A 20,242-nucleotide genomic window follows, 5' to 3' on the forward strand; every position below is an offset into this window, starting at 1 on the left:
CCACCGGCCGTCCACCCGCGAACGGCGGCCACGGGTTGTTAGGTTGTGCGGCATGGTCACCACGGCCCCCGTGGAGCCCCGGTGGGCCGAGTGGCGCCGCCCTGGGCCCACCCCAGCCCAGCGGCGCAGCGACGTGTGGGTCGCGCTGTGCGTCGTCCTCGGCGCTCTCGGGATGACCGTGCTGATCAACAGCATGGGCGCGTTCGCGTTCGGCGGTGCGCCGTCGCTGGCCGAGCAGCTGGCCTGGAGCGTCGCGGTGAGCCTGCCGCTGGTCGTGCGCAGGCGCTACCCGCTGGCCGTGCTGCTGGCGGTGGGCGCGCTGTTCATCGCCGCGCAGGCCCGGCAGACCGGCGACAACCTGGGCCCCTCGGTCGCGCTGTTCCTGGCGATCTTCACCGTGGGCGCGTGGGAGCGGAACCGGGTCGTGGCGCGCTGGTCGCGGATCGGCGTCATCGTGGTGATGTTCGCCTGGCTGGGCTTCAGCCTGGTGAAGTTCCTGGTCGGCCCGCCCTACCCGTTCGACGACGCCGCGGGCCCGCTCGACCCGGTGCTGGCCTCGGTGCTGCACGGCCTGGCGATCAACCTCCTGTTCTTCCTGGCCGCGTACCTCTTCGGCGAGATGGCCTGGGTGTCGGCGCGCCGCGAGGCCGAGCTGGGGCACCGCGCCGAGCAGTTGCGGCTGTCGCAGGCGCAGAACACCCGCGGCGCGATCGTCGCCGAACGCATGCGCATCGCCCGCGACCTGCACGACGTGGTCGCCCACCACGTGTCGGTCATGGGCATCCAGGCCGGTGCCGCGCGGCGGGTGCTGGACACCGACCGCGACCTGGCGGGCACGGCGCTGCGGCAGGTCGAGGAGACCGCGCGGGTGTCGATCCGGGAGCTGCGCGGCCTGCTCGGCGTGCTGCGGGCCGACCCCGCGGACCAGGCGTCCGACGCCTCGTCCGACGAGCTGGCCGCGCCCGACCTCGACCGGCTGCCCGAGCTCGTGGCCACCACCCGCGCCACCGGGCTGGAGGTCGAGCACAGCACCTACGGCGACCCGCGGCCGGTGCCCGCCGGTGTCGCGCTGTCGGCGTACCGGGTCGTGCAGGAGGCGCTGACCAACGTGGTCAAGCACGCCGGGGCGCACAAGGTCGACCTCCGCGTCCGCTACCTCGACCGCGCGATCGAGGTCGAGGTGGCCGACGACGGCCGGGGCGGCACCGGCCGTTCCTCCGGCGGCTTCGGCCTGCTCGGCATGAAGGAGCGCGTCGCGGTGCACGGCGGCGATCTGGAGGCCGGACCGCGCCGGGGCGCGGGGTACCTCGTCCGCGCCACCCTGCCCACGACCGACACCGCCGAGGAGCCCGCGTGACCCCCGACCCGCCCGCCGGACCGCTGCGCGTCGTCCTCGCGGACGACCAGGACCTCGTCCGCGCGGGGTTCCGGGTCATCCTCGGGACGGAGGAGGGCATCGAGGTCGTCGGCGAGGCCGGCGACGGCGCCGAGGCCGTGGAGCTGGTCGCCCGGCTCCGCCCCGACGTGGTGCTGATGGACGTGCAGATGCCCAGGGTGGACGGCCTGGAGGCGACCCGGCGCATCCTCGGGTCCGACAGCACCGCCAAGGTCGTCATCCTGACCACGTTCGACCGCGAGGACTACCTGTTCGAGGCGCTGCGGGCGGGCGCGAGCGGGTTCCTGCTGAAGAACGCGTCGCCGGAGGACCTGGTCGAGTCGGTGCGCGTCGTGGCCCGCGGCGACGCGCTGCTCTCGCCCGAGGTCACCCGGCGGGTCATCGCCCGGTTCAACACCCCGGCGGCCCCCGCGCCCGGTCGTCGCCCGCCCGAGCTGACCGACCGGGAGTACGAGGTGCTGGTGGAGCTCGCCAAGGGCGCCAGCAACACCGAGATCGCCCACGCGCTGCACCTGGGGGAGACCACGGTGAAGACGCACGTCTCGCGGGTGCTCAACAAGCTCGGCCTGCGCGACCGCACGCACGCCGTCGTCTACGCATACGAGCAGGGGATCGTCGCTCCCGGCGGCGCCTGACCGACGGCCGTCCTCCGCGCTGCCGTCCTCCGCGCGGAGGAGGTCGTGCGGAGGACTCGGACCAGGGGGTCCGCCGCCTAGCGTGATCGTCATGCTGACAGTCACCAAGATCAGCCGCAGTTTCGGCGACCACCAGGTGCTGCACGACGTGTCGTTCGACGTCCGACCCGGCCGCATGACCGGGTTCCTCGGCGCCAACGGGTCGGGCAAGACCACGACGATGCGCATCGTGCTGGGGGTGCTGGGCGCCGACGGCGGCACGGTGGGCTGGCGCGGCGAGCCGATCACACCCGCCACCCGCCCCCGGTTCGGGTACATGCCGGAGGAACGCGGCCTGTACCCGAAGATGGGCGTCGCCGACCAGGTGACGTGGCTGGCCAGGCTGCACGGCCTCGACCGCGCCGCCGCGCGCGCCAACACCGACCGGCTGCTCGACCAGCTCGGCCTGGCCGACCGGGCCGGTGACCTGCTGGAGTCGCTGTCGCTGGGCAACCAGCAGCGCGTGCAGATCGCCGCCGCCCTCGTGCACGAGCCCGACGTGCTGATCCTCGACGAGCCGTTCTCCGGCCTCGACCCGCTCGCCGTGGAGGTCGTGCTGGAGGTGGTGCGCGGGCACGCCGCCCGCGGCGTCCCGGTGCTGTTCTCCAGCCACCAGCTCGCGCTCGTCGAACAGCTCTGCGACGACGTCGTGATCATCTCCGACGGCCGGGTGACCGCGCACGGCACCCGCGACGAGCTGCGCACCCGCTACGGCACGAGCCGCTTCGAGGTCGTCGTGGACACCGACGCGGGCTGGCTGCGCGACGTGCCGGGCATCCGCGTCGTCGAGCTCGACGGTCCGCGCGCGGTGTTCGAGCTCGACGACGGCGCCCGCGACCAGGACGTGCTGCGCACCGCGCTGGACCGCGGTGCCGTCCGCAGCTTCACCCCCGTGGTCCCCACCCTCGACGAGATCTTCAAGGAGGCGTCGTGAGCATCCCGTTCGGCGCGGCCACCCGACTGGTGGCCGAGCGCGAGGTCAAGGTCCTGGTCCGCACCAAGGGGTTCTGGATCGGCTTCGCCGTCATCCTCATCGGACTGTTCGCGCTCACCGTGCTGCCCAAGGTGTTCGACAGCCCCACGTCGGTGGCCGTCGTCGGCGACAGCGCCACCGAGTCGCTCACCGACGCCGGGTTCGACGTGCGGAGGGTGGACGACCGCGCCGCGGCCGAGGAGCTGGTGCGCGCCGACGACGTGGACGCCGCCGTCGTGCCCGACGGCCCGTCCGGCGTCCGCGTGATCGCCCTGACCGAGCCGCCGAACGAGGTGCTGACCGCGCTGGTCACCGCGCCACCGGTGGACCTGCTGGAGGCCTCCGAGGTCAGCCCCGGCAGGCGCCAGGTCGTGATCATGGTGTTCGCGCTGGTGTTCCTCATGTTCGGCATGGGCGGCGCGGCCATCGCGCAGAGCACGGTGACCGAGAAGCAGACCCGGATCGTCGAGATCCTGGTGTCCACCATCCCGGTGCGCGCCATGCTGGCGGGCAAGATCGCCGGGCACACCCTGCTGACCCTCGGGCAGGTGGCCGTGCTGGCCCTGGCCGCCCCGATAGCCCTGCGCCTGGGCGGCCAGGGCGAGCTGCTGGCCGTCGTGGCGCCCGCGCTCGGCTGGTTCGTCCCGTTCCTGGTGCTCGGGTTCGTGCTGCTGGCCTCGATGTGGGCCGTGGCGGGCTCGCTGGTCAGCCGCCAGGAGGACCTGGGCTCCAGCATGGGGCTGGTCATCATCCTGGTGATGGGCCCGTACTTCGGCGTGATGTTCTTCTCCGACAACGCGACCGTCATGGGCGTGCTGTCCTACGTCCCGTTCTCCGCCGCGGTCGCCATGCCGGTCCGCCTGTTCACCGGCTCGGCCGGGGTGTGGGAGGCCCTGCTGTCGATGGGCGTCCTCGCCGCCTCGGTGGCCGCGATCGTGCTGCTCGCGGGCAGGCTCTACGCGGGCTCGCTGCTGCGCACCGGCGGCAAGGTCGGCCTCGCCAAGGCCTGGGCACGGGCGGACTGACCGGCCGGGCGCGGTCGAGGGGGCCGCGCCGGGCTGTCCAGGGTGCGCGTCGGGCGTACCGCCGGATGCGGACATGGGGACCGATGGGATCTAAGGTTCGGACTGGTCACCGATACACTCGGAGGTGGGTCCCCCGTGACGAGCAGCAAGACCTTCCTGATCGCCGGGGTCGGCGGTGGTCTCGGGCGGGCGTTCGCCGAGCGGGCCGTGAGCGCGGGCCACCGGGTCGTGGGCATCGTCCGCAGGCCCGAGCAGGTGGCGGAGTTCGAGGCGCTGGACCCCGGTCTGGCGTTCGCGCGCGTCCTGGACATCGGGTCGGCCACCGGGATCGAGCCCGCGATCAGGGCCGTCGAGGAGGACATCGCGCCGATCGACGTCCTCGTCGCGGGCACGGACCACGGGGAGTCCACTGTGGACGACCTGCGCAGGCAGCGCGACATCAACGTCTTCGGGACGGTCGCGGTCGTGAAGGCGGTCCTGCCGGGCATGCGCAGGCGCGGCGGGACGATCGTCGTGGTCACCTCCGACGTGATGTCGTCCTACCAGGGCAGCAGGTTCGCGCTGATGGGCATCCTGCTGTCGTTGGCGACGGAGGTCGCCGAGCACGGCGTCCGCATCACGATGGTCGGACCGGAGGCGTTCCGCGCGGCCTGGTCGGACGGCGTCCTGGTGCTGGAGTCCGACGACGGACCGCTCGCGCTGGGCGCCGCCCCGGAGACCCCGTCCCGCTGAACGGCGCGGGGCTCGACCGGGCACCGGTCGCCGAGGATCGCTTCGGGTCGACCGTGGCATTGGCGCGGCGGGTGGACGAGACTGCGTCGATGGTTTCCGAGTACACCCAGAGCGACCTGTTCCGCGGTGCCCGCATCCACCTGAGCGAGTTGGCGGGCCTGGAGATCCGCGACTGCGAGGTGAGCGGGCTGAAGATCGTCGACTGCTACGGCGGCGACGTCCACCTCGGTGGTGATTTCGGCCGCGTCGTCGTCAACGACGTCGACGTGACCGCCTACGTCGAGGCCGAGCTCGACCGCCTGCACCCCCTGCGGGTGCGGGCGCGCGACGTCGAGTCCCCTGAGGACTACCAGGCCACCTGGGCTGCCATCGAGGCCCAGTGGGGCGCGACCGTGGACCGGGCGAGGCTGCTGCCCGAGTCCGCGCCGCACGAGCGGGTCGACGGCGAGTGGTCGTTCGTCGAGACCCACCGGCACCTGCTGTTCGCCTGCGACGCCTGGGTCGGCAGCGCCGTGCTCGAGGAGGACGCGCCCTACCACCCGCTGGGCCTGCCTGCCGGGGGCACGCCGCCCGAGGAGGTGGCGAAGCTCGGGCTCACCCCCGACGCCACCCCGACGCTCGACGAGGTGCTCACGGCGAGGTCCGCCCGCATGGCCGTGATGCGGGACGTCGTCAACGGGCTCACCACGGCCGAGCTCGACCGGGTGTGCGGCCGCAAGCCCGCGGACCCGTACCCCGACCAGGAGTACGTCGTGCGCCGCTGCCTGAGGGTGGTGCTGAAGGAGGAGGCCGAGCACCACCGCTACGCGGTGCGCGACCTCGCTGTGCTCGAAGCGGCCGGGTCCGCCTGACCGGTCGGCTTACAGTGCGAAACTTATGCCCGTTAGCTCTTGCGCCGGTTGTGCTTACAGTCGTAGGGTTACGACTGTAAGCACAACCGATCGCGGAGGACTGGTCTGATGGACGCACGACGGAAGCTCGTTCACGGTGCGGGTGCCGCGGTACTGGGCGCGGTGGTGGTCCTGTCGGCGCAGGCGCCGGCGACGGCCGCCGACACGGCGACGAACGCCGGGGCGCACCAGGTGTGCCGAGGCGTCACGGTCGACCGGACGGCGCCCGTGGTCAGCCGCGCCAGCGTCCTCATCGAGGCGCCGCTTGTCGACGTGTGGCGCCTGCACGCCGACATCGACCACTGGCAGAGCTGGATCCCGGAGATCACCCCCGCCCACAAGGAGACGCCGGGCCCGCTGCGGCCCGGCTCCGTCTTCACCTGGTCGCCGCAGGCCATGCACGTCGAGTCGACGGTCAAGACGGTCGCCCCGCTGCGCTGCACCGCCTGGGGCGCGCCCGTCAACGGCATCACCGGCGTGCACCTGTGGACCTTCAAGCAGACGCGGGACGGCGTCCTGGCGACCGCCGAGGAGTCCTGGGCGGGCCCTCCGGTCGAGGCCGACATCCCCGGCAGTCAGGCCGGTCTGGACCAGGGGCTCAGCGACTGGGCGCATCGGCTGAAGGACACCGCCGAGGCACGGTCCGGCCGCCGCTGAGCGCGGTGACGGCATCGGCCGCGGGTCGGCTCGTGGGGACACGGGCCGACCCGGCGTCCGGTTGACCGAATGTTCGGTAACGTGGGGGGATGGCACGACCACCCTCCATCGACGACGCCGGACTGCTCGACGCGCTCATCGCGGTGTTCCGGGACAAGGGGTTCGACGGCACCGCGATCGGTGACCTGTCGACGGCCTCGGGGTTGCAGCGCGCGAGCCTCTACCACCGGTTCCCCCAGGGCAAGGAGGAGATGGCGGAGGCGGTGCTGGCCGAGGTCGGGCGGCGGTTCCGGTGGATCCTCCAGCCGATGGGGGAGGACGAGGACCTCGCGCGGGGGATGGCGGAGACCGCCCGCAGGCTCGGCGACTTCTACGGCGCGGGCGCGTTGTCGTGCGTGCTGGACACGATGACGCTGGCCGGGGCGCCGGAGAAGGTCCGGGACCAGGCGCGGGCGTTGGCGAAGGCCTGGATCGACGCGATGGCCGAGGCGTCGCGGCGCGCGGGGCGCGAGCCGGACGACGCGTCGCGCGCGGCGAGGGAGGCGTTCCTGCGCATCGAGGGAGCGCTGGTGCTGGGCCGGGTGCTGGGTGACACCGGTGCTTTCGCCGAGAGCGTGGCGCTCATGCCGCGCATCCTGATGCCGGGGGAGGGCTGACTCCCGGATTCGACGGGTAGGACCGGTCGTCGCGGCCGGGTGACCGCGACCACTTTGATTTTTACCGTACGTTCGGTAATTATGGTGGACGTCAGCCTTCCGAACGACCGAGGAGCGCGTCCATGAGCAGCAAGACCGCCGTAGTGGTGCTGTCCGACCCGTCGACCGGCACCGAGGAGGCGCTGGGCCGCGTCTTCAACGCGCTCGCCACCGCGTGGGAGTCCGCGCAGGGCGGCGAGGCGCTGGTGCTCTTCCAGGGCACGGGCACCCGCTGGCCCGCGGTGCTGGCTGACCCGGCCCACCCGGCGCACGAGCTGTACGCCGCGGTGAAGGAGCAGGTCGCCACGGTGGCCTCCGGCGGCTGTGCGGCGGTCTTCGGCGCGACCGGGGGCGTCGACGCCGAGGGCATCAAGCAGATCAGCCAGAACCGGGCTCCCGGCACCTCCGGTGTCGCGAGCGTCGCGGAACTGGTCCGGTCCGGCTACCACGTCCTGACCTTCTGACGCCGTGACGGACTTCGTCGACCGGCTCGCCTTCCACCCCGGCGAGCTCGAAGCGCAACGGGTGGCCGGGACCTCCGAGCAGGCGGAGCGGGTCCGGCCGATCATCTCGGACGCCATCCCCCGCGGCGCCTCCGACTTCCTGGCCCGTCAGCGGATGCTGGTGCTCGGCGCCCGTGACCGCGAAGGACGGCCCTGGGCCACCGCACTGGTGGGGCCGCAGGGGTTCCTGTCGGCGCCCGACCCGCGCACGTTGCGGGCCGACGCCACCGCGGTGCCCACCGACCCGCTCGCGGACGTCCTGCGGGACGGGGCGGACGTGGGCACCCTCGCCATCGACCTGGTGGGGCGCAAGAGGTTGCGGGTCAACGGGCGGTGGCGGCCGACCGCACTGGGCGGCGAGGTGGAGGTGCACCAGGCGTTCGGCAACTGCCCCAAGTACATCCAGGCCCGCGCCATGACCGGCGAACCCGCGGGTTCCCATCCCGTCGCCCGGCGCGGTGACCGGCTCGACACGCGCCAGTCCGTCCTCGTGTCGACCGCCGACACCTTCTTCATCGCGACGTCGGCGGACGTCGGCGCGGACGTCTCGCACCGCGGTGGCAACCCCGGTTTCGTCGAGGTCGTCTCGCCCATCGAGCTGTCCTGGCCGGACTACGCGGGCAACGCCATGATGATGACCGCGGGCAACCTCGGCGTGAACCCGTTGGCGGGACTGCTGTTCCCGGACTGGGAGTCGGGGGCGACCCTGCAGCTGACGGGCACGGCGGAGGTGCGCCGGGCCACCGGACGGAGGAACGGGCCGGCCAACGGCCAGGAGACCGTCTTCCACGTGACCGAGGCGGTCTGGACCGAGAACGCCTTCCCTTCGGCCTGGACGGCCCCCGTGTACTCGCGCTTCAACTGAGCACTTCGGTCCTGAGTGGACGGTGACGGGCGGCCAGGCCCGCCACCGCGGCTCTACTCCGTTCGGATCACCCCGCCGTGGTCCACAGCTGTGCGGCCGTGCCGTTGCAGTCGTAGATCTGCAGGCGGGTCCCGTTGGCGCTGGCGCCTCCGGGCAGGTCCAGGCACCGGCCGGACTGCGGGTTCATCAGGCCTCCCCGCGCTTCGGGGATCCACCGCTGGGCGCCGGTTCCGTTGCAGGTCCACCAGTGCACCGCCGTGTGGTTGGCGGTTCCGCTGCTTTGGACGTCGAGGCAGCCGCCGAGGGCGCGCAGGGTGCCCTCCGGTGCGGCGGTCACCTTCGTCCACTGCTGGTTGGCCGAGCCCGCGCAGTCGTCCAGCTCGATCGGGGTGCCCTCGACGGCGGCCGGTGCGGTCAGGCACTTGCCGGGGAACGCGGATCGGACGGGGCCGGTCGCGGTGATCGCCAGCTCGTCGAGCCTGCGCTCGATCAGCTGAGCGGCGGCCCGCATGCCGTTGGCGTTGGGGTGGTAGCTGGACTTCCCCGAGGCCACCGTGTACTTCTCGACCCAGGGGTCGGCCGCGCAGGCGTCGTGGCCGTGGCTGGCGGAGGCCAGGTCGACCAGCCGGGCACCGGTCGCCGTGGCGGCGTCGCTGGTGGCGGTGGCCAGGCGGGCGGCGATCCCGCGTTCGTAGTCGAGGTGCGCGCTGGTGAGCGGGACCCCGGTGCAGGCCGCGGTGTCGGGGAGGATGGTGAAGTAGCTGACCAGCAGGACGGTCGCCTGCGGTGCCCTGGCCCGGATCCGCTCGACCACGGCGCGCAGACGTCCTGGCAGCTCACCGAAAGTCCGGTCGATCGCGGCGGTGTCCACGGTGCCGCACCCCGAACCCCCGCCGTCCTGGCAGGAGTAGGCGCCGAGGCTGCCCAGGTAGTTGACGTCGTTGCCGCCGATGGTGACGGTGACCAGCTTCGTGGTCGCGGTGACCTGGTCCGCCTGCGGCGGCTGGCCCGCCTGCGAGGTGGTCAGCACGTTCGCCGTGGTGGCGCCGCCGCAGCTCGCGTCGACCAGCGCGGCGCCGAGGTCGCGGGCCAGCACGCTGGGGTAGTTGTTCGTCGACCGCGCGCACCCGCCCGGTGACGAGGGCTGGGCCGAGGGGATTCCGGGACCGGCGGCGAAGGAGCTGCCGATCGCGACGTAGGCCAGCTCGTTCCCGGTCGCGGCGTTCGCCGTGCCCGGCGCCAGCAGCGCCAACCCGAGCGTGGACAGGACGACGGGCAGGACGTGCCAGGGGTTTCGTCGCATCGTTCCTCCGGAACCGTTGACGGCCAACGAGAACTGTTCACCGCGCGAACCCGCCGGGTCAACGGATGACCGCTGTTCTGTCTTGTCGAGGTGATCGGGGAGCACGCGGATCTGCCCGAATTCTTGGCTCTCGGACGGTGGGGGCGGGCCGACCGCCGGAGGCAGACTCGCCTTTGCGCGCGTACCGCGCTCCTCTCGGGCCGAGTGCCCGCCGGTCGACGACAACGGGAAGTGCCATGCCTGCTGGGACCAAGAACCCCTTCCGCCGCCGGCGCCCGGACCGACCTCCCGTGGTGTGGCGCCTCCCGGCCGCGATCGGGGTGGGGCTGCTGATCGCCGCCTCCGCGTTCGCGGGGCCGGGGACCGGCCCGGACATCGCGCTGGCGGCGGGCACGGTCACCGCGGGCTGCAACGGCGGCACTTACACCACCTACGTCGTGCCCGCGGGGGCGACGAGCCTCCAGGTCGACATCACGGGTGCCAAGGGCAACTCCGGTGACGACCGGGCAGGAGGCGGCACCGGCGGTCGGGTCGTCGCCACGATCCCCGTGACCCCGCTGGAGACGCTGCACCTCGTCGTCGGGTGCCAAGGTGGCCAGGGGTACCACTACGGGACCTGGGGTGGCGACGGGGCAGGTGGGCCGGCGGGCTGTTCGAACTACGCGGGCGGTGCGAACGGGGGCGGCAGCAGCGCCGTCCTGCGCCAGGGCACCGTGCTCGTCGAAGCGGGCGGTGGCGGAGGCGGTGGCGGTGACGGCTGTTACGGCCACGGTGGTACCGGCGGTGGTGGTGGTGCTTACGGCGGAGCCGACGGCGGCGGTGTCGGTGCCGGCGGTGGTGGCGGCGCCGGTGGTGTCGAGTCCGGCACCGGCGGCCACGGCGGGAACGCTCGCGGCGGCACCAGCGGTGGTGGTGGCGGCGGTGGCGGCGGCGGGTGCCAAGGCGGGTCGGGCGGCGCCGGTGCCGGTATCGGTGGTGGTGGTGGCGGTGGCGGTGGCGGTGGGACCTCCTGCGCGCCGGGGGCGGTCAAGCAGGCCTACCAGGGTGCGGCGCAGGAGGGGAACGGCCGGGTGATCGTCGACGCCAACGCGCTGGAGGTGACCACCACGGCCGTCGTCGTCGACAGCAACTCGACCGAGCACGACGACATCGGCGACGAGGTCGAGTACACCGTCGAGGTGCGCAACACCGGCAGCCGCAAGGTGTCCGACGTCGCCCTGCTCGCCACGGTCGACCCCGACACCCGGACACCTCTGTCCCTGTCGTGCATGCCGGGGTCGACGACGATGGAGGCGGGTACGAAGCTCACCTGCACCGGCTGGTACGAGCTCCGCGGAGCGGACTTCACCCGCGGCTCGGTCACCAGCTCGGTCACCGCGAGCGGGGCGGTGCCGTCGGTGGACGGCCAGCAGCCGGGTGCGGCGATCAGCGCGACCAACCTGAAGACCGTCGAGCTGGAGGACACCTCCGCGGTGTCCGCGGAGTTCGAGGCCACCTCGGTGACCGACCGCAACGGCAACGGCGTGAACGACGCGGGCGACACCGTCAACTACCGCCTCAGGGCCACCAACAGCGGTAGTTCCACCCTCGCCGACGTCGGGGCCACCGGTGCGGTCGCGGGCGCCACCACGACGCCGCTGGACTTCCGCTGCGACCCCGCGCAGCCCGCCCGGCTCCCCTTGTCCGCGACGATGGTCTGCACGGCCGTGTACACGATCACCGCCGCCGACGTGGACACGCCGAGCGCGACGGTCACCGCCACGGCGTCGGTCACGGGCAAGGGGCGTGCGGGCACCGGCAAGGCGGTCGGCTCGTCACCGGACAGCGTCGAGACCCGGCTGACCCCGCGCCCGAAGCTGGCCACTTCGCTGTCGGTCGCCGGGGTCGTCGACGTGAACACCAACGGGCGCACGGACGTCGGCGACCGGATCGACTACTCGGCGGTGGCGACCAACACCGGCACGGTGACCCTGACCGGGGTGGCCGTGTCCGCCGCGGTGGCCGACCCCGCGGGCCCGGCGCCCGCGCTGACCTGCCAGCCGGTCGCGCCGGCCACGGTGGCGCCGTCCGCGACGATGACCTGCACCGGGTCCTACACCGTGACGCAGGCCGACGTGGACGAAGGCGAGGTCACCGCCACCGCCACCAGCACCGGCCTGGCGCGCGACGGCGAGACCGTGGAGTCGCCGCAGGCACAGGTGGTCACCAAGCTGTCCACGGCCTCGGCGTTGGTGGCCGCCGTGTCGGTCTCCGCTGTCGACGACGCGAACGCCAACGGCAGGGTGGACGCGGGGGAGCGGATCACCTACGCGGTCACGGCGACCAACACCGGTGCCGTCACGCTCGCCGACGTGCGGGTCGCGGGCGAGCTCACCGCGCCCGCGTCCCCGGAGCCGGGGTTGACCTGCTCGCCCACCGAACCGGCCAAGCTCGCGTCCGGCACCGCGATGTCCTGCACCGGCACCTACGTGGTCACCCAGGCCGACGTGGACAGCGGGTCGGTGGTCTACGCGGTGACGGCTACCGGCACGTCTCCGGACCGGGAGTCGGTCGCCTCGGCCAAGGTACCCGTCCGCACCGACCTGGTGCGCGCTTCCGCGCTGGTGGTCACCGCCGCGACCGGCGGGATCGCGGACACCAACGCCAACTCGGTCACCGACGCGGGCGACGTCATCTCCTACTCCGTCGAGGTCACCAACGCCGGTACGGTCTCGCTCGACAAGGTCGCGGCGGTCACGTCGGTGGTCGCCCCCGCCGGACCTGCCCCGGTGCTGGCCTGCTCGGCCGCCGACCCGGTCACGCTGGCACCGAAGGGGAAGCTGACCTGCACGGGTGAGTACACCGTCACCCAGTCCGATGTGGACAGCGGCTCGGTGGTCGTCGCCGCGTCGGCGTCCGCCGTCGACCCGGCGGGGGCACCGGTCACCGTGGGGCCGGCGCAGGTCACCACGGAGATGGTGAAGAAGGGCGCGATGAGCGCGACCGCCTCCGTCAGCTCGATCGAGGACCGCAACTCCAACACCCGCAACGATCCCGGCGACGTCCTGGTGTACTCGGTCGTCGTCACCAACACCGGCGCGCTCACCCTGGACGCCGTCCAGGTGGCGGCCGGGCTCACCGCGCCCGCCGGTCCGGAGCCCGCGCTGTCGTGCCTGCCCGCCGCACCCGGCGTGCTGGCTCCCGCGGCCACGATGACCTGCGGCGGCAGCTACACCATCACCGCGCAGGACGCGGGCGCCGGTGTCGTGGAGAACGTCGTCTCGGTGACCGCGACCACGCCGGACGGGACGCCGGTGGCCGTGGCGGCCTCCGCCGTGCGCACGGCCGTGGAGCAGACCGTCGGTGGGACCGGTCCGGACGGCTCACCCGAAGGCGAGCAGCCCGGTGGGAACCCGGACGGTTCGCCGGGGCGGGCGAACACGCCCGGTGGGCTGGCCTACACCGGTCAGGGCGGGCTCGGACCGCTGCTGGCGCTCGGCGGCGCGACGCTGCTCCTGGGCGGCGCACTGGTCCTGGTCTCCCGCCGGGCGGGCAAGCGCCGGGCCTGACGGGTCGGCTCGCGACCGGCCCCTCCCGGTTTCCGGGTGGGGCCGGTCAGCCGTTCCCGGCCCGGCAGGCGCGCACGTGGTGGCGGATCTCGTCGGACACGGCCCGCCACGACGAGGCCAGCTCCTCGCCGGTGGACGCGTTGCCCGCCGCGACAAGGCGGTCCGCCCAGGCCGACACCCGGTCGGTGATCGCGGCGCAGAAGCCCTCGGCGACCAGGCACGCGGACTCCCGGAGGTCGGTGTCCGCCCGCAGGGCGAGGAACCCGGCCAGCACGTCGACCACGACCAGCGCCAGTCCGACCGCGTCGTCGGGCACCACGCCGTCCGCGCTCTCCGCGCAGTCCAGGTCGGACACCCGTGCCGCGACGAGGACGACCACGTGCTCCAGCAGGGCCCGGCCGACGTGTCCCGCCTCCGCGGCCGTGTGCACCAGTTCGGTCAGCGGGCTCGTCGATCCGGCGTGCTTGGACTGCGGCATGGCTGTCGCTCCCGGTAGGGCGGCGGAAACACCTCGGCGAGTCCGCTCAGGGCTGGAGCATCGCGGAGAACGAGGCCGCGGCCGTGCAGCGCGCGGAGCCCTGGCCGGGGGTCACGCAGTTGACGGCCACCACCAGCTGCTGGCCCGCGGGCACCCGCAGCCTGGTGCTGTAGGCGTAGGTCAGGTCGTGGAAGTTGGCCAGCCCGGTCTCCAGCAGCACCGTCTCGCCGATCAGCACGCGCAGGTAGCCGACGTCACCGCGCGGGTTCTGCAGCACGATGTCGCCGATCTCCAGCGCCTTGCCGCCCGGCGCCGCGTAGCCGAAGCGCTGGAACGACCCGTCGGTCGTCGGCGCCGCGAAGGTGGCGACCCGGAAGCTCAGCGGTGACGGCGTGGGCGGGGGAGTGGTGGAGGTGATCGCGGCGGCCGAGCTCAGGTCGGCGGCGGCGTCCTGGGCCGAGCCGTTGGCCTTGTCCGCCGCGGCGTTGGCGATCGAGGCCGCGAGCGACGCGTCGGCGGCCGCACCGGAGGCCTGCTCGGAGGCGATGGACTTGATGCCGGGCGCCACGACCGTGAACCACAGCGCGCCCAGCGCGACCGCGAGCACCAGCAGGAGCGCCAGCACGGGCAGCACCCAGCCTGGCAACAGCCGCTCTTGGACGAGCTCGCCCTTGACGGTCAGCGGTGTCCACTCGACGTCGGACTCCACCGCGGGCTCCGCGGCCAGCCGGAGCTCGAACGGGTGCGGCCGCGGCTCGCCGCGCAGGAACCTGCGGTAGGGCCGCACCTTCACGGCCACCAGTGCGACGGTGGCCGGGTGGAGCGTGAACGACTCGCGGTTCAGCCTGATGTCGACCAGGTCGTCCTCGGGGTCGAACGGGTCGATCCCGACCCGCATCGGCGTGTTGCCCGAGTTCTCCACCGCCAGCCGGTACCGCGCGCCACGACGGCTCCTGCGCCTGGACGGCAGCAGTTCCGCGTCCAGCTCGGCGAACGCGCCGACCTCGACGACGACCTCCTCCACCGACGAGGAGTCGGGGTCCTCCCGCGACCGGACCCGCACCCCGACGTGGTGCTGACCGGCCAGGACCGCGGTGGAGCGGGGCGGGGAGAACACCACGTCGACCTCGACGTGCCCGTCGGGCAACAGGTTCACCGCGGCCGGCGTGACCTCGGTCCACGCGGCGGCGTCCCCGATGACGTCCACGGTGAACCGGTCGACGACGCCACCCGTGTTGTGCACCCGGATCGTGCGGCGCACCTGCTCGCCGGGGTCGACCGACAGGCTGGGGTCGCCGAGCAGCGTGGTCGTCTTCATGCCTCCACTGTCGGGCCGCGGAGGCCGGTCCGGCACCCGCCATCGGCTAGTCCTTCGCGCACGACTTCCGGCCGCCGACGTGCCCGACTTCCTGGCCCTTTGGGCACGACGACCGGCCGCGCCGCGGGCACACTGGACTCCGTGTTGCACCTCCTCGACGACGCGCTCGGATCCCTGGTGCGGTCGGCGGTCCCCGGCGCGCTCGACGTGCGGGTGGACCCGCCGGACGCGAGCTGGGCGCGGTCCGGCGAGGCCGACGTGGTGGGCCTGTTCCTGCACCGCGTCGTCGAGGACGTGGACGCCCGCGCGGCCTCCTGGACGGACGACGTGGACGACCACGGCCGGGTCACGGCGCGCACCGCGCCCCGGCGCCGGTACCGCTGCTGCTACCTGCTGACCGCGTGGTGCGGCGACCGGCGCGCGGAGCACGCGCTGCTCGGTGCCGTGCTGGAGGCGCTAGCCGCGCACGTCCGCGTGCCGGACGCGCACCTGCCCGACCTCCTGCGTGACCCCGCTACCCCGGTGGAGCTCGACGTGGCCCACCCGGCGCTGCCGTCGGTGACGGCCGAGACGTGGTCCGCGCTGGGCGTCGCCCCGCGCGCGCACCTCGACGTGGTGCTCACCGCCACCGCGACCCCGGCGCGCACGTCCGTCGCCGCGCCGCCCGCCGTGGTGGACCTGGGGGTGCGGCGCGACGCCGACGTCCCGGCACCACGGCGGAACACCCCGCCCCCGCCCAGTCGACGCATCCGGGAGTGACCGTGGGAAAACCCGCCGCCAAGATGGGCGACCAGGTCGTGGGCACCGACGTGCACGTCGTGCTCGTCCCGTCCCCCGGTGGACCGGTGCCGACCCCGATGTCGTTGCCGTTCAGCGGGAAGATCGTCGGCGGGTGCTGCGCGACGGTGCTCGTCGGCGGCAGGCCCGCCGCCACCGCGGGATCCACCGCCGTCAACGCGCCACCGCACGTGCCGCCGTCCGGCAGCTTCAGCGCGCCGCCCACCAACCGCGGCACGGTCCTGGGCGGCAGCCCCACCGTGCTCATCGGCGGCAAGCCCGCCGCCCGCGTCGGCGACCGGGTGATGACGTGCAACGACCCGGCGCCGCTGCCCAACGGGGTGGTCCAGGGCGGCGGCACCGTCCTCATCGGACCGTGACGGCCGATCAGTCCAGAGTGGACTCGACGAGCTCGACGCGGTGCGGGACGTGCGCGGGCTTGACCTGACCCAGCACGTCCTCCAGCTCGGCCAGCTCGTGGTCGGTCATCGTGCCCCGCACGACGCGGACGAGCAGCACCGGGTGGCCCGATCCGACGGGCCGCGCCCCGTCGGGGGAGGACGACCAGGCCACGCCGCCGCTGTCCACCACGCGTGCCCGGCCGTCGGTGAGCAGGTCGAGGTGCCACTGCAGGCCCGCCCGCGTGCCCCGGACCCGGTGCAGCTCGACGGCGTGCCCGATCGCGGCCCGCCTGGTCTCGGTGGACCAGTCGCCGTGCAGCGCGATGCCGACCCACGCGGCCAGCCAGTCCAGGAAGTCCTCGGGTGCCAGCCGCGGGTCCAGGTAGGCGTCCAGGCAGTCCAGGACGGCGAAGACCGGTGCCAGCACGTCGTCCAGCGCCCCGGTCAGCAGGCACGTGGCGGGATCCTCCTGGAACACCGCCGGCATCAGCCCGGCCAGCGGGAACGGGGTGGCCAGGTCCGGCACGAGTCCCCTCACGCGATCACTTCCCCTCGTCCGGCACGGGCGCTCAGCCCACGCCGAAGAACTCGACCTCGGTGAGGGCGACGTCCTGCGCGCCCTCGCTCTCGAACACCTGCAGCACCTGCACCCTGACCACCTTCGCGGCCAGCCCGTTGGTCAGGGCGATCTCCTGCGGTTCCGGGGTGTCGGTCAGGGTGACGGTGTCCGACTTCTCGTTGGAGTAGGCGAACAGCAGGATCGACGGCCGGTCGTGCGCCACGAACGCGTCGCTCGCGCCGCTGGTGACGATCACCTTGGCGAGCGCGGTGACCTTGCCGAGGTCCACCGACACGGCGGGCTGCACACCCCCGCCGCGCTGCCACCCCGCGGCCCAGTAGGTGTTCTTGAACTGGTCGAAGGCGGCCTTCGCCGGGTGTCCTTCCAGTTCGGTGTCGGTCGGCGCGATGCCGGTGGGGCGCACCGGGCTCAACGCGGTCCCCAGCACGGCGGTCGCGGCGGTGCCGACACCGCGTGCCTTGTCCAGGACGAACGTGCGCAGGGGCGGGTAGACGCCGACGACCAGGCCGGACACCAGCACCACGACCACGGTGTAGCGGCGGACGAACGTGCCGATCCTCCGTGCCGGTCGCCGTCGTCCCGCCGTGCCCGCCTTCGGCCGCTTGGCCGCCGGGACGACCTTGGGGCCGCGCCGGGGTGCCAGGCGGCGCCACCACGGCGTGCGGACGACCGCGGCGGAGCGCAGCGACTCGCCGCACCGCCCGCAGAACTTGCGGGTCGCCGCGTTGCCCTCGCCGCACTCGCCGCAGATCAGGTCGCCGGGGCGGACCGCACGGGTCGAGGGGACCCGGCGGACGGGCTTGGGCGCGGGGCGGGCCTCCTGGGGAAGGACCTCCTCGGTCGTGTGCCCGGCGTCCGGTTCGGCCACGTCCACCGCCGCGATCAACGCGCTGCCCACGGGGTCGAGCGCGGTTCTCGGGGCGGGTGGAGGCGGCGGTGGTGGTGGCGGAGGAGGTGGTGGCGCACCGAACCCGGTTGGCGGTGGAGGCGGTGGAGGCGGTGGTGCGGCCGACCTGCCAGGGGGTGGTGGTGGCGGAGGTGGTGGCGGCACAGCGGATCCGCCAGGCGGCGGCGGGGGAGGTGGCGGCGGTGGGGGCGGTGGAGGAGGAGGCGGTGGCGGTGGCGGTGGGGGAGGCGGCGGACCGTTCCCCGGCGCCGCGAAGCCCGCCGGGGCGGTTCCACCGGCGGAAGCCGTTCCGCCGGAACGCTCCTGGTCGACGGGCACACCGTCCACAGTGGTCGGTGGGCCCGTGATCGTCGTGGCCAGCCGTTGCAGCCAGCCCACCCGTTCCGGCGCGTCCTGCTCGACCACCGGGACCACGACGGGCGCGGGCGTCGGAGCGGACCGTTCGCCGGTCCACTCCAGGAACTGCCCGCACGACCCGCAGAAGGAGTCCATGTCCTTGTTGCGCTGCCCGCACTCCCGGCACACGATCACGGCCGGTCCCCCTCTCCCGTTCGATGCCATCAGCGGGTCTCCACCCGCACCTGGTGGTCGAAGGAGAACACCAGGCTGTGCGGGTCCAGGTCGATCCGCGCCGCCTCCTGCCCGCGTTCCCCCGTGACGGGGTTGGCGCTGTAGAGCCGGACGTCCTCCACGAGATCCACCCCCGCCACTTGTTGCAGCACGGCGTGCAGCTCACCCGCCCGCACCGAGCGGCCGAACGGCCAGCCCGCGCCGTCCGGTCCGCCGCCCGGCAGCGGGTTGAGGTGGACCGACAGCGCCCGCACCGCCTCCGCCCTGACCTCGGCGGTCCGGGCCCCGCGGCGGGCGACCAGCCGCGCCACCACGGTCACGCCCCGGTAGCGCGGCGGTTCGACGAGCACCGTGGTGCCCACCAGCCGCACCCGATCGAGGTGGTCGGCCACCGTGGCCAGCACGGCGTCGGGCGGCACCAGGTCGGCCAGCCGGACGCGGCCGTCGTCGCCGATCGCGGCCGACGGCACCACCAGCACCTTCACCGTGCCGGGCGGCAGGTCGGGGCCGGACGCGGGCACGCAGCGGACGCGGGCTACCTCGGGGACCGCCTCGCGGGCCAGCACCTCGTAGTCCTGGGCGGTGACCGCGCGGTCCCTGGTGCGCAGCGCGAGCCCGCCCCGGTCACGGGCCTGCTCCACCGTCTCGGCGTCCTTGCCCCCGGTCGCGGGCCGGACGTTCTCCACGTCGGCCACGAACGGGATCGACGTCCGCAGCGTGCGGATGGTCCTGGCCGCGACGTTGCCGAGCGCGCCACCCCCGGTCGCGTACCGGCGCACGCGCAGCGTGGCACCGTGCGGGGGGACGGCGCCATGCCTGCGCAGCGTCCCGTCCGCGAGCCGCACCACCGGCCCCAGCGAGATCTCGCCCTGTGCCGCGTCCAGGACGAAGTGCCGGTCGTCGGGGCCGCTGGCGGCGAAGTGCTCGACCCTGGTCCACACGTCCCAGCCGGTGTCCGACTCGACCTCCAGCACGACCTCGCCCGCGCCCGCGAGCACCGGGCGTTCGGCGAGCACGAACACCTGGCCCGCGACGCCTTCGGCGGCGTCGAGCACTTCGAGGTCCACGACCTCGGCGTTGACCGCCGACCCGCTCACCCCGACCGTGCACGCCGAGATCCGGTGCACCGTCGGCGAGGCGTGGTAGGTGGCCTGGCCCTCGCGGTGCGCCACGACCCTGGCCCGCAGCCAGGCCGCCCGCTGCCCGTCGAGCAGGCTCGTCCGGTGACCCGCCGGGACGTCGAGCACGACCGCGCCCGCCGTGCTGAGCCCACCGGTCCCGTCGTGCAGCACCCGGCACGGCAGCCACCCCTCGCCGTCGTGGGCCTCCCACACCAGCGGCGGGTCCGTCGGGTCGACGCCGACGCCGTCGAGGTCGCCCTCGACCTCGACGCGCACCGCGCACCGGGGGACGGCGGTGTCCAGCCCCAGCAGCAGGTGGTCGCCGTCACCGGGGACCGCGCCGAAGACCGCGACCGGCAGACCGGTGCGCAGGGCGGACGTCCGGTCCTCACTTGTGTCCTCCGTGGACGTTCCGACCCGCACCGCGGCGAGCTCGCAGGGCAGCGCCACGCAGTCGTCCTCGGTGGTGAACACGATCGACTCGGCGGTCTCGGTCCTGGTCGTGCCGGTCGTGGTGCCCGACGGCACGACCAGCGCGGTCGTGGCGGGCGCCGAGAGCCAGAACGTCACGTCGGTCCGCGCCGGGGTCGGCGGGAAAAGTCGCACCCCGATGAGGTCGAGGAACTTCACGTGCAGCCGGTCCGGCACGCGGTTGAGCCGGTACACCAGCTGGTCGACCATGAACGCGAAAGTCTCGATCAGCGTCACACCGGGGTCGGACGGGTGCTGGTCGTCCCACTGGGGGAACCGGCCGCGCACCATGCGGTGCGCGTCCTCGACCAGGTCGGCGAAGCGGCGGGTGTCGAGATCGGGCGCGGGGAGCGCCATC

General features: G+C 73.8%; 20 protein-coding genes. 14 read left to right on the top strand and 6 right to left on the bottom strand.

The genetic code is table 11. The features are described from left to right. Positions 1-52 precede the first annotated feature (52 nt). The 10 genes from CLV43_RS27835 to CLV43_RS27880 all read left to right on the top strand — a co-directional run bounded on the left by CLV43_RS27835 (position 53) and on the right by CLV43_RS27880 (position 8,410). The gene (locus CLV43_RS27835; RefSeq protein WP_106190466.1) at positions 53-1,357 is read left to right on the top strand and encodes a sensor histidine kinase; all 1,305 of its coding nucleotides are present in this window, start codon (positions 53-55) and stop codon (positions 1,355-1,357) included. Continuing rightward, positions 1,354-2,031 (top strand): response regulator, encoded by a 678-nt coding sequence (locus CLV43_RS27840; protein ID WP_106190468.1) that lies wholly within the window; start codon positions 1,354-1,356, stop codon positions 2,029-2,031. The genes CLV43_RS27835 and CLV43_RS27840 overlap by 4 nt, the downstream gene beginning before the upstream one ends. A 91-nt stretch (positions 2,032-2,122) precedes the next feature. Further along, positions 2,123-3,004, top strand: a complete 882-nt coding sequence (locus tag CLV43_RS27845) for an ABC transporter ATP-binding protein (protein WP_106190656.1) — start codon at positions 2,123-2,125, stop codon at positions 3,002-3,004. Further along, complete coding sequence (locus tag CLV43_RS27850) at positions 3,001-4,068, top strand: ABC transporter permease (protein ID WP_106190469.1); 1,068 nt, start codon at positions 3,001-3,003, stop codon at positions 4,066-4,068. Before CLV43_RS27845 ends, CLV43_RS27850 begins: the two co-directional genes overlap by 4 nt. A gap of 135 nt (positions 4,069-4,203) precedes the next feature. Continuing rightward, a complete protein-coding gene (locus CLV43_RS27855) occupies positions 4,204-4,800 on the top strand; it encodes an SDR family NAD(P)-dependent oxidoreductase (protein ID WP_170156039.1) in 597 nt (198 codons plus the stop codon). An 89-nt stretch (positions 4,801-4,889) separates the two neighbouring features. Beyond that, entirely contained in the window at positions 4,890-5,651 is a 762-nt protein-coding gene (locus CLV43_RS27860; protein WP_106190657.1) for a DinB family protein, read from the top strand. Between the two features lie 108 nt (positions 5,652-5,759). After that, positions 5,760-6,347, top strand: coding sequence for an SRPBCC family protein (locus tag CLV43_RS27865; protein ID WP_106190473.1), 588 nt, complete (start codon positions 5,760-5,762; stop codon positions 6,345-6,347). Between the two features lie 89 nt (positions 6,348-6,436). After that, positions 6,437-7,003, top strand: a complete 567-nt coding sequence (locus CLV43_RS27870) for a TetR/AcrR family transcriptional regulator (protein WP_106190474.1) — start codon at positions 6,437-6,439, stop codon at positions 7,001-7,003. A gap of 122 nt (positions 7,004-7,125) precedes the next feature. After that, the gene (locus tag CLV43_RS27875) at positions 7,126-7,506 is read left to right on the top strand and encodes a hypothetical protein (RefSeq protein ID WP_106190476.1); all 381 of its coding nucleotides are present in this window, start codon (positions 7,126-7,128) and stop codon (positions 7,504-7,506) included. Between the two features lie 4 nt (positions 7,507-7,510). Further along, complete coding sequence (locus tag CLV43_RS27880) at positions 7,511-8,410, top strand: pyridoxamine 5'-phosphate oxidase family protein (RefSeq protein ID WP_106190478.1); 900 nt, start codon at positions 7,511-7,513, stop codon at positions 8,408-8,410. Between the two features lie 67 nt (positions 8,411-8,477). Here the strand turns inward: CLV43_RS27880 and CLV43_RS27885 are convergent, their stop codons facing one another. After that, positions 8,478-9,713 carry a GDSL-type esterase/lipase family protein gene (locus tag CLV43_RS27885; RefSeq protein ID WP_106190479.1) on the bottom strand — a complete coding sequence of 412 codons (1,236 nt, stop codon included), beginning with the start codon at positions 9,711-9,713 and terminating at the stop codon, positions 8,478-8,480. Positions 9,714-10,003: 290 nt separating this feature from the next. Here CLV43_RS27885 and CLV43_RS27895 point away from each other — a divergent pair, with 290 nt between their 5' ends. After that, complete coding sequence (locus tag CLV43_RS27895) at positions 10,004-13,261, top strand: DUF7507 domain-containing protein (RefSeq protein WP_170156040.1); 3,258 nt, start codon at positions 10,004-10,006, stop codon at positions 13,259-13,261. 46 nt (positions 13,262-13,307) lie between these two features. Here CLV43_RS27895 and CLV43_RS27900 read toward each other — a convergent pair whose 3' ends face one another. Next, positions 13,308-13,739: a hypothetical protein gene (locus tag CLV43_RS27900; RefSeq protein WP_106190482.1), complete on the bottom strand. Its 432-nt coding sequence runs from the start codon at positions 13,737-13,739 to the stop codon at positions 13,308-13,310. 46 nt (positions 13,740-13,785) lie between these two features. Then, positions 13,786-15,057, bottom strand: coding sequence for a COG1470 family protein (locus CLV43_RS27905; RefSeq protein ID WP_170156041.1), 1,272 nt, complete (start codon positions 15,055-15,057; stop codon positions 13,786-13,788). 141 nt (positions 15,058-15,198) lie between these two features. Between CLV43_RS27905 and CLV43_RS47945 the strand changes: the two genes are divergently transcribed. Continuing rightward, positions 15,199-15,816 carry a Pvc16 family protein gene (locus CLV43_RS47945; RefSeq protein ID WP_170156042.1) on the top strand — a complete coding sequence of 206 codons (618 nt, stop codon included), beginning with the start codon at positions 15,199-15,201 and terminating at the stop codon, positions 15,814-15,816. A gap of 2 nt (positions 15,817-15,818) precedes the next feature. Then, positions 15,819-16,214: a PAAR domain-containing protein gene (locus CLV43_RS27915; protein WP_106190659.1), complete on the top strand. Its 396-nt coding sequence runs from the start codon at positions 15,819-15,821 to the stop codon at positions 16,212-16,214. Between the two features lie 7 nt (positions 16,215-16,221). On the opposite strand, the gene CLV43_RS27920 is transcribed toward CLV43_RS27915, so the two are convergent. Both CLV43_RS27920 and CLV43_RS47950 read right to left on the bottom strand, forming a co-directional pair. Further along, positions 16,222-16,773: a phage tail protein gene (locus tag CLV43_RS27920; protein ID WP_106190487.1), complete on the bottom strand. Its 552-nt coding sequence runs from the start codon at positions 16,771-16,773 to the stop codon at positions 16,222-16,224. 31 nt (positions 16,774-16,804) lie between these two features. Then, on the bottom strand, positions 16,805-17,713 hold the full coding sequence (locus CLV43_RS47950; protein WP_170156011.1) for a discoidin domain-containing protein: 909 nt from the start codon (positions 17,711-17,713) through the stop codon (positions 16,805-16,807). A 38-nt stretch (positions 17,714-17,751) separates the two neighbouring features. Here CLV43_RS47950 and CLV43_RS48620 point away from each other — a divergent pair, with 38 nt between their 5' ends. Next, positions 17,752-18,069, top strand: a complete 318-nt coding sequence (locus CLV43_RS48620; RefSeq protein WP_211304579.1) for a hypothetical protein — start codon at positions 17,752-17,754, stop codon at positions 18,067-18,069. 213 nt (positions 18,070-18,282) lie between these two features. On the opposite strand, the gene CLV43_RS27935 is transcribed toward CLV43_RS48620, so the two are convergent. Then, positions 18,283-20,241, bottom strand: a complete 1,959-nt coding sequence (locus CLV43_RS27935; protein ID WP_106190490.1) for a putative baseplate assembly protein — start codon at positions 20,239-20,241, stop codon at positions 18,283-18,285. Between the last annotated feature and the right edge of the window lies 1 nt (position 20,242).

Origin of the sequence: Umezawaea tangerina (assembly GCF_003002815.1) — a bacterium.
GTDB lineage: Bacteria > Actinomycetota > Actinomycetes > Mycobacteriales > Pseudonocardiaceae > Umezawaea > Umezawaea tangerina.